This is a genomic window from Trebonia sp., assembly GCF_049794275.1.
Classification (GTDB): domain Bacteria; phylum Actinomycetota; class Actinomycetes; order Streptosporangiales; family Streptosporangiaceae; genus Trebonia.
The window spans coordinates 1-7,787 of the sequence record NZ_JBARCR010000715.1; the positions used below are offsets into that span (position 1 = coordinate 1).

Genomic DNA, 7,787 nt, shown 5'->3' on the forward strand with positions numbered 1-7,787 from the left:
GACCCTGCAATGGAGTCAAAACGCCCACAACGACGCCTAGCCAACGTGGCCGCGACCATCCTGGTCGTGCTGGCCAGAACAACCGGCGCGCGGTGAACCCCGTCGGCTCAAACTCGCTCGACCCGCCGACCCGTCCGAACGGCCCGTAGCGACTTGCACCTGGTGACGCTCCTGAGCCGACCGAGCTCGCTCCTCCCTGTCCGCGGCTAGCCGTCCCGCCGTGAGGGCCGGTGGTCACACACATCGTCCAGATCGGTATTCCCCTGGGAGATAATTTCAGGTCCGGGTCCGCCGCGCAGATCAGGCGGATATCGCGTACCGAAGGCCGCCACGCTGTCACCGTCAGATGCAGCCAGGCCGGAGGTAAGCCCGCCGACTTCGGCGGCCTCGACGAAGTGACCAAGCAGATCGCCGGATGCTTCCGGGGCATATCTCGCTCCCGCCATCGCACTGACCGCGCAATCAGCTGACGAGGCTGGCGATGACCTCGCCCGCGGCCCGTGCGAGATGCCCGGCGGTGCCGCCGGGCTGGACGACCGACGCGTCGGCCAGCAGGGTCGGAGAACGCACCGGAATCGACTGTGCCGGGCTGCCGGCCCGGAGCAGCGCCGGGAGGCGGGCCAAGCGGGAAGGGCCCGGTGCGGGAAGGGCCCGGTGGGCGAGGACGGTGGTTTCTGGCCGCCGGGGCAGTGACCGGACGGGCCGTCGGCTGCACTATAGGAATATGCAGATGGAGTCCGATGCGAGCGAAGCCACGTCGGCCCTGGCTCGCCGCCCGGCCCGTTCGGGATCAGAGATCCCGCCGCCACCGAGTACGGCGCAGGGCTGTTCCTCAATCCCGCCGCCGCCGGTGACCGCACTGGGCTCGTGCTCGCCGATCCCGCCGGCCCCGGTGACCGCGCTGGCTACGTGCTCGGCGATCCCGCCGCCGCCGGAGACGGCGCTGGCTTCGTGCTCGCGGATCCCACCGCCGCCGGCCATCGAGCTGGCGTCCTGCTCGTCCGTGCCGCCGCCGCCGAAGACGGCGGTGACCTGCTCTTCGATCCCGCCGCCGCCGGTGACCGCGCTAGCCTCGTGCTCGCCGATCCCGCCGCCGCCGAGCATCGCGCACCTCGCCCCGGCTGATGACGCGGTGTAAACATGGATGTTCCACATCTCGGAAGCAAATCGAATAGGGATTCCTGTTGAGCCGTAGGAATATGTAGGCTTCGGCGCGCAGAACGTCCGGTTAGGCCGGCCAGGGCCCGGCTCACAGCCGGTGGTGCACCCAGATCGCCGGCTCGACGTAGACCGCGTAGTCATGCTCGACGCTGCACTGGACCGGCACGAGCGCGCCGGGCACCACGACCGGCCCCGACTCGTCGAACGGCAGGCCGGTCCAGGAACGCCACTCATCTAGCGTGCCGGGGATGACCATCGCGCGCTTGCAGGTGCCAACGATCCGGCCGCCGGCCCGGACGTGAACACGTAGCCATGAATCCCGGGGCATGCCGTCCTCGCGGACCAGCGCCGCGTACTCCTCGATGGGCATGTCCGGGACCAGGTGCTTGCGGTTCGGCCGCACCGGGGCGACCAGGTCCTTAAATCCGAGACGTTTCACGTTGTCCCGCATCGCCGCCAGCATCTTCCCGGACAGGCCGGTGCCCTGCAGGTCCGTGGGAACGGTGATCTCCAGCGCCGAGACCAGGTTCGGCTTCTGCCCGATCTGGCGATCGCGCGCCGAACGCCAGATCACGCCATCCCAGCCGTCGACTGGCAGCTCGCCGAGAGCCGGGTCGCCGTCCCAGGCGAAAGGCACGCAGAACGCCCGGGCGACCGCCTGGTCCGGGGCGTCCGCATCGTAGGCGATCAGCCCGTATTCAGGGTGCGCGATCCGGACGTCGCTGAAGTAGAGCCAGGCGATGGGGTCTTCGTTCATGAACGCGGGCCATGGCTCGGCCTCCTCGTTCACGAACCGGGACTTCATGGCGGGCCGCTCGGCGATGGTCGCGATGCGCAGGTCCATGCCCGGATCATAGAGAGGTCAGCGCGCCGGGAGCACTTGATTTTCCCGCCCGCAGCTGCGACATCACCGCACCGGCGAAAACCCGCCCCGGCCCAGAGCCCACATCACCGAAACCCCAGGACTACTGGCCGCGACCTGGCTACCGCTGACCACAGCCACAACGGCGCGGGAATTCCGATATGCACGCCTCGGTAGATCGATGCTGGTGGTCGTCGAGCCTGCTCAGGAGATCTTCTGCCCGTTGACGGTTACACCGCGCGGGGCGGCGTTATCTCCCGCCCCGCAGCAGAGGTAAATGCGTTGCCGCATGTCGGCGTGCAGTCCTACGATGAGCGCGCCGCGGCAAGATATGTCCTCTGTATCAGGAAGGAGGTGCTCGCGATGTTCGCTAATCGTCAGACGCCTCCGGGGGTTGCTCTATAGCAAGCCTGGAGACGCACTGCGGGCGCCCTCAGGAATCTGGCCTCAGCCAATCCTGAGGGCGTCGCTTGATGCCGTGGATAAAGCTGGACAGCAGCCAGTCAGGCTCGCCGGCGGCGCAGGATGGCCAGGGCGGACGCGCAATCGCCGGTCGGTAGCAGCTTGTCCGGGACGTGACCAGGTATCGCAGCGGTGCGCCGGTATCCCTGCACGGGCAAGCCAGGTGTGCGGTCGGGTCATCAGCACTACAGTCGACGTCAATCACGGCGGCCCAGATCGAAATGTTCTGCACGCCTTAACCGACGGGTGCCAAGCGTGAGGCAGTCGAACATATCAGGCGGTTCGCGGGCGCCGCTGGGATCAGTGCTCGTTACCCAGCGTCGGCGGGCAGCCGCGACTACCGCTGCTGTCGTCGGATGCCAAGGGTGATCTGCAGGAGGCGGCTTTGCGGCCGGCCTTAGCCGAGAGTCTTTGCCATCCGGTAATTGTGGATAGGCACGCCCCGCAGGATCATGTCCTGGCGCTCCAGCACGGTGAAGCCCTTCCGCTCGAAGAAGCGCCGGGCTGGCTCGCTAGCCTCCGTGAACAGCCGCTGGATGCCCTGCGCGCGTGCCGCAGCCTCGATCGCGTCGTACAGCCGCGACGCGACGCCGCGGCCGACCGCCTCAGGCGCGCAGAAAAGGCGGTCGATGTGCCCGTCGGGCTCCAGATCGATGAACGCGACCACGCGGCCCGGTTCGTCTGCGGCCACCAGGACCAGCCGGCCATCACCGGAACGGCGGTGTTCCCGCTCGGCGTCCCAGCGTCCGGGAACCCAGGCCCCGACCTGTTCAGGCGTGTAATCAGACAGCGCCACTTCGCGGACGGAACGGTAGAAAACATCGGCCACGCCGGCCGCATCCCGCCGCTCGTAGGTCCTGATGGTTACCTCCACCACCCGGACACTATCCGCCGGCCGCCAGGCCCTGTCCGCCGATCTGGCGGGACTGAGTGAGATCAGGCGGAACCCGTCGAGGTCCGTGCGGCACCATTTCCGCAGTCCCGCTCCTGCCGGGGAGGACCGTGCACGAGGCGTCCGTTCCACAGGACTAGGGAAAGTTATGGACTTTCAGCATTCCGGTGAGATCTGGCGTGGGATTGCCCGGCCAGGCTCCCAGTCTCCCCCGGGCGACGGCCGGGATCGTTCTGGAGCGCCACCCGTATCAGGTCGTGGGTACGCGTGAGCCCTGACCGGGTTTTCTCTGCTTTCAGGGAATGACCCCAGCGGGCATCGCGCTGTGGAGCGGATACGATCTTCGCCACGCCTGAGATGCCAGGTAGCCCTGGATCTCCTGCGTGTACGAGTCCGGCCCTGTGTCAGACCCGGATTGCCAGGTACTGACCGCGTTCCAGATATCGCCCTTTAGAGCAGGGGATCCATTACCGCCGTTTCCCATATAGGACTGGCCGTCGTAGACCGCGCGCAGGTAGGCCATCTGCGCATCCGCATCGAGAGCGGTGGACTTCTGCGTCCAGGGATAGCCGCCCCAGCCATTGTTCGCGGACGCGGAAGACCCGTCTGGCGCTGCCCGGACTTGAAGGATGCCATAGGAGTCGCCGTTGTCACCGACCGTGCTCTGGTACCACGAAGACTCGGCCATTGCTTCGGCCTTGGCAATGTTCTGGTCCATGCCCCATTTGCAGGCGGCCCACTCGAGGATCTCGTCGGTAGTGCCCGAGAAGTTCCCGTCCACCTTGGAGAAGTTGTACGCCATCTCCGGCGTCTGGTTGACCCATGGACCCCAGTGGAAGTCCGTGCCCGCGGGCGGGATGGTGGTATTGGCCGTCGCGTTGGCCGCAACGCGCTCCGGGTACTGCTGTACCCGGGCAGCGCAGTACGCGTCCAGCCGTGGGTATGTCCCCATCGAGGAGGCCGGGGCGAGTCCCCATGCGGTCCCCGCTGACGTCGCAGTGAGCCTCCATGCGGTGCCGGCTGGCGACGCAGCGGATAGGGCTGTCGCCGGAAGTGATAGCCCTACTACCGCGACGTAGATCGCGATCAGCCCCGCGAGGCGCTTAGCCTTCTCGTCTGGATCCGTGTCCGGGGCGATCCACCAGCCTGTCCGGCCGGCGTAGCGGCGGATGGTCATCACGAACTCACCGGTCTGTATCGGCCGACCGGGCAGCGGCCCGGATACGCGGACCCGGAACCTGCCACGTCTCCTGGGGTATCCCGGGCACCGGCCAGTAGGTGGGCGTGGTCCAGTTCTCGAGCACCATCAGGACCTTCCGCTCGAAGGAAGCAGCGCGTGGCGGATGCAGATGGGAACCATGCCCGAGCCGCCGAGCTGGACGAGAGCCTGGGCTGCACGCGGTCAGGATCGGTCACTATTAGCTCTTGGTCCATGGATTAATTAGAACACACATGCTATTTCGTTCCGGTAACCGGGGATCGCCGGCGCGTCGCTGGTTCCAGTCAGTCTCGCCGCGCTGTCCGTAAACCAGGGTTTGTGCGACAGGCTGATTCCTACAAACCTCCCCCGTGAAGATGCCAAACGCGACTGCCTCCCACCCATCGCGTTTGCCTCGGAGGGCGGCGGACCCTAGGACTACGACACCGGCGCTGAGACTGCCACTTTCAACGTGATCGAAGCGCCAGCAGCCTGACAGGAAGACTCCGCCGCAGCTTGCCATCTACAGCTGCGGCAGGAGCTCACCATCCAGCTCAAGCACCCGCGACCGTTGGCCACTGGCCGTAGCCCTGCCGCGGAACTACGATCACTGGCAGCAATGCTCGCGTCCCGGAGAGTCAGCCATGACAACGACGACTACACCCGCGACCGCGCCGGCCCAGGGCACTGAGGAGATCAAGGACGCCGGCCACGTCGATGTTCTCATTGTCGGAGCGGGGGTCTCCGGCATCGGCGCCGCGCACCATCTGCGGGACCAGTTCCCGGACCGGACCTTCGTTGTCCTGGACGCCCAGGACAACCGGGGCGGAACCTGGTGGACCCATCGGTATCCGGGCGTGCGCTCCGACAGCGATCTGTTTACGTACGGCTACCGGTTCAAGCCGTGGCGCGGCCCGTCGATCGCGGCGGGCGAGGAGATCCTCGCCTATCTCGACGAGGTCATTGACGAGGATGGCCTCGGCCGGCACATCCGCTACCTGCATCAGGTCACTGCGGCCAGCTGGTCCAGCGAGAACCGCCGGTGGACCGTCGAGGTCATCCAGGGCGACACCGGACGGCAGCTGCGGTTCACCACGGGCTTCCTGTGGATGTGTCCGGGCTACTACAACCACGCAAAGCCCTACCAGCCCCAGTGGGAAGGCATGGACCGTTTCCAGGGGGTGATCGTGCACCCCCAGCGGTGGCCCGAGGACCTCGACCTAGCGGGCAAGCGCGTGGTCGTGATTGGGTCCGGCGCCACGGCCGCGACACTGATCCCCGCGATAGCAGGCAAGGCGGAGCACGTGACGATGCTGCAGCGCTCCCCCTCCTACTTCTACGCCCCGCCCGCAACCCACGAGCTTGCCGTGACGCTGCGCGCCCTGGACATCCCCGAGGAGTGGACGCACGAGATCCTGCGCCGACAGTACATCTCGCAACAGAGCTGGCTGGCCCGGACATCGCTGGAAGCGCCGGGCGAGCTGCACGAGTTCCTCATGGAGTCCATGCGCCCGCTGCTGCCCGAGGGCTTTGACGTCGATAAGCACTTCACCCCCCGCTACCGCCCGTGGCAGCAGCGCATCGCCGTCGTCCCGGGCGGCGACCTGTTCGCGGCACTGCGCGAGGGGAAGGCCTCAATCGTCACCGACACCATCGAGACGTTCACCGAGCACGGGATCAAGGTCAGCTCCGGCGAGGAGATCCCCGCCCGCATCGTCGTCACCGCCACCGGATTCAACCTGTCGGTCCTCGGGGATGTCGTGTTCACTGTCGACAGCGAACCGGTCGACTTCACACAGCGCGTGACCTGGCGCGGCATCATGATCAACGGCCTGCCGAACATGGCCTATGTCTTCGGCTACTTCCGGCACAGCTGGACCCTGCGCGTGGATCTGGTCAGCGACCTGGTGTGCCGGCTGCTGGCGAAGATGCAGGAGAAACACGCCGAGATGGTGGTCCCTGCCCTGCGGCCCCAGGACACGGACATGCAGCTGCGGCCCTGGTGCGACCCGGAGAACTTCAATGCCGGCTATGTCATGCGCTCGCAGCACATCCTGTTCAAACAAGGCGATCGCGACCCATGGACCCATATGCACGAGCACGAGCAGGAGCGCGAGATCCTGCCCGAGGCCGACCTCGCCGACGGAACGCTCGTCTACCGCTGACTCCGGCAAGCTTGGGCGCGCAGAACCAGATCGAGGGGCCGTTGCCGGGCGTGGTGTCCGGCGGCGGCGAGCACGTCTCATGCACTGCCGACCTGCCCTGGATTGAGGAACGGCATATGGCGTCCGTCGCCTCCTGGACGCGCGCATGCGGTGTCAACTGAGAACGGCCGGGCGGGGGTAACCGGCCGGTCTCGCTCGTGCCTGACGAGCGCTCGTGCCAAGCGCGGCCGGCGACCGCGCCGAGGATGACTACGACGCCGATGGCGATCAGGTAGGACAGCAGGGCGAAGATGGTCCCGATCGGGCCGTAGGTGTGCTCGTCGGAGATCACCATGGCGGAGAAGACCAGCGAGAAGACCGTCTGCATGGCCACGTACAGCACGCCGGTGGCGCAGGCGGCGGGGAACAGGGCCCGCCAGGAGACCCTGCCCGCCAGCAAGATCCGCATCGTGAGCCACCAAAAGCCGGTGGCCCAGACCAGGCCAGCAACTGCGAGCAGCGCCGGGCCGCCGACGTACCGGACCCCGGGTCCGGCCAAGCCCGTCAGCAGCGACGCGCCGATCAGCGCGGCCAGCCAGGCCAGCCGGTGCGGGAGGTCTTTGATCCGCCGGTGCGGCAGGTCGAAGGCCTGCTCGTAGATTTCCTGGAGCGCCGCGGCCGCGGCGATCCCGCCGAATACGAAGACCACCATCGAGGCGGTCCCGACCACGGCGCTGGTGGTGGCCGCCGGCGAGGCGAACAGATGGCCGATGTCGGCGGCGGCCTGGCTGTTCAGGCCGGTGTACCGGGTCAGCGACTGGGCCGCCGGCCGGCCAGCCAGCGCACTGACCACGATGAGGAACGGGAACAAGCACAACAGCAGCGTGGCGGCGAACACCATGCCCCGGTTGATGAAGTCCATCGTGTCCAGCCGGCGCCACACGTCTTCAGCCAGCGACCCGGCATACTTCTTCTTGCCCCACTGCGCTGCCCGGCGGCCCCGTCGGACGCCCGGCCATCCGGCCGCCGTCATGCCTGCCGGCCTCGTCCCCGGCCGCTGGCCCGGCC

At 67.4% G+C, this 7,787-nt stretch carries 6 protein-coding genes; 1 reads left to right on the plus strand and 5 read right to left on the minus strand.

Annotated features, from left to right (window positions below; genetic code table 11):
- Positions 1–714: 714 nt before the first annotated feature.
- From WA805_RS18980 to WA805_RS18995, 4 genes are all read right to left on the minus strand, one after another.
- Entirely contained in the window at positions 715–1,155 is a 441-nt protein-coding gene (locus tag WA805_RS18980) for a hypothetical protein (RefSeq protein ID WP_422279436.1), read from the minus strand.
- Positions 1,156–1,249: 94 nt separating this feature from the next.
- A complete protein-coding gene (locus tag WA805_RS18985) occupies positions 1,250–2,005 on the minus strand; it encodes an N-acetyltransferase (RefSeq protein ID WP_422340601.1) in 756 nt (251 codons plus the stop codon).
- A gap of 877 nt (positions 2,006–2,882) precedes the next feature.
- Positions 2,883–3,362 (minus strand): GNAT family N-acetyltransferase, encoded by a 480-nt coding sequence (locus WA805_RS18990; protein WP_422279440.1) that lies wholly within the window; start codon positions 3,360–3,362, stop codon positions 2,883–2,885.
- 310 nt (positions 3,363–3,672) lie between these two features.
- On the minus strand, positions 3,673–4,557 hold the full coding sequence (locus tag WA805_RS18995; protein ID WP_425243003.1) for a hypothetical protein: 885 nt from the start codon (positions 4,555–4,557) through the stop codon (positions 3,673–3,675).
- Positions 4,558–5,219: 662 nt separating this feature from the next.
- Here WA805_RS18995 and WA805_RS19000 point away from each other — a divergent pair.
- Positions 5,220–6,740, plus strand: coding sequence for a flavin-containing monooxygenase (locus WA805_RS19000; protein ID WP_422285531.1), 1,521 nt, complete (start codon positions 5,220–5,222; stop codon positions 6,738–6,740).
- On the opposite strand, the gene WA805_RS19005 is transcribed toward WA805_RS19000, so the two are convergent.
- Positions 6,634–7,787 (minus strand): YihY/virulence factor BrkB family protein (locus tag WA805_RS19005; RefSeq protein ID WP_425243004.1); only part of this gene is annotated, 1,154 nt, incomplete at its 5' end. The genes WA805_RS19000 and WA805_RS19005 overlap by 107 nt on opposite strands.